The organism is Actinomadura sp. 7K507, from assembly GCF_004348425.1.
In the GTDB taxonomy this organism is placed as follows: Bacteria; Actinomycetota; Actinomycetes; order Streptosporangiales; family Streptosporangiaceae; genus Spirillospora.
Genome location: NZ_SMKK01000491.1, coordinates 1 through 2,106, shown reverse-complemented (window position 1 = coordinate 2,106; position 2,106 = coordinate 1). Strand labels below are relative to the sequence as shown.

Genomic DNA, 2,106 nt, shown 5'->3' with positions numbered 1-2,106 from the left:
GGTCTAACCGGTCCTCTTAACGTTCCGGCACCGGGCAGGCGTCAGTCCGTATACAGCGTCTTACGACTTCGCACGGACCTGTGTTTTTAGTAAACAGTCGCTTCCCCCTGGCCACTGCGACCACACCCAGCTCCCGCCGCGAAGGCGATCACCAAGCATGGTCCCCCTTCTCCCAAAGTTACGGGGGCAATTTGCCGAGTTCCTTAACCACAGTTCACCCGATCGCCTTGGTATTCTCTACCTGACCACCTGAGTCGGTTTAGGGTACGGGCCGCCGATACACTCGCTAGAGGCTTTTCTCGACAGCATGGGATCACTCACTTCACCTAAAACGGCTCGGCATCACATCTCACCCTGTGTGCGCCGCGGATTTACCTACAGCGCGGGCTACATGCTTACCCCAGGACAACCATCGCCTGGGCTGAGCTACCCTCCTGCGTCACCCCATCACTCACCTACTACCCCCTCGGGCCCCACGCTCCCCCCAGCAAGAGCCCGAAGGCTCAACCCGGGGATCGGGTGGTTAGCATCAGAGGGTTCAGCGTTGGCGCATACCAGCGGGTACGGGAATATCAACCCGTTGTCCATCGACTACGCCTGTCGGCCTCGCCTTAGGTCCCGACTTACCCTGGGCGGATTAGCCTGCCCCAGGAACCCTTAGTCATCCGGCGCAAGAGTTTCTCACTCTTGATTCGCTACTCATGCCTGCATTCTCACTCCCACAGCCTCCACCACTCGATCACTCGGCGGCTTCACCGGCTGCAGGACGCTCCCCTACCCACCCACACCCCAAAGGGTGCAAGTGCCACGGCTTCGGCGGTGTGCTTGAGCCCCGCTACATTATCGGCGCGGAATCACTTGACCAGTGAGCTATTACGCACTCTTTCAAGGATGGCTGCTTCTAAGCCAACCTCCTGGTTGTCAAGGCAACTCCACATCCTTTCCCACTTAGCACACGCTTAGGGGCCTTAGCCGATGATCTGGGCTGTTTCCCTCTCGACTACGAAGCTTATCCCCCGCAGTCTCACTGCCACGCTTCACTTACCGGCATTCGGAGTTTGGCTGACGTCAGTAACCTGGTAGGGCCCATCAGCCATCCAGTAGCTCTACCTCCGGCAAGAAACACGCAACGCTGCACCTAAATGCATTTCGGGGAGAACCAGCTATCACGGAGTTTGATTGGCCTTTCACCCCTAACCACAGGTCATCCCCCAGGTTTTCAACCCTGGTGGGTTCGGGCCTCCACACCGTCTTACCGGCGCTTCACCCTGCCCATGGCTAGATCACCCCGCTTCGGGTCTACAGCATGCGACTAAAAACGCCCTATTCAGACTCGCTTTCGCTACGGCTACCCGCCACCGGTTAACCTCGCCACACACCATAACTCGCAGGCTCATTCTTCAAAAGGCACGCCATCACCAACCACAACCCCGAAAGGTCCTGGAGGAGGCTCTGACGGCTTGTAGGCACACGGTTTCAGGTACTCTTTCACGACCCCTCACCGGGGCACTTTTCACCTTTCCCTCACGGTACTAGTCCGCTATCGGTCACCAGGAAGTATTCAGCCTTACCACGTGGTCGTGGCAGATTCACACAGGATTTCACGGGCCCCGTGCTACTCGGGAAAACACCCAGAAGCCACTCAGATTTCGTCTACCGGACTCTCACCGTCTACGGTCGGCCATCCCAAGCCATTCGACTACCCAAGCAGTTTGTAACTTCTCGCTGGACTGGTAGATCCAACCGGATGCTCCCACAACCCCGCACACGCAACCCCTACCAGGTATCACACGCGCACGGTTTAGGCTCCTCCGCTTTCGCTCACCACTACTCACGGAATCACAATTGTTTTCTCTTCCTGCGGGTACTGAGATGTTTCACTTCCCCGCGTTCCCACCAACCTGCCTATACATTCAGCAGGCGGCGACACCCCATGACGAGTGCCAGGTTTCCCCATTCGGAAATCCCCGGATCAAAGTCTGGTTGCCGACTCCCCGAGGCATATCGCAGGCTCCCACGTCCTTCATCGGCTCCTGATGCCAAGGCATCCACCGTATGCCCTTAAAAACTTGAACACACAAAACGATCAAAACAAATCGCAGATAA

At 57.3% G+C, this 2,106-nt stretch carries 1 rRNA gene; it reads right to left on the bottom strand.

Going from position 1 to position 2,106, the window contains the following annotated elements:
- Positions 1–2,075 (bottom strand): 23S ribosomal RNA (locus E1285_RS44735); the annotation flags it as partial.
- Positions 2,076–2,106: the final 31 nt, after the last annotated feature.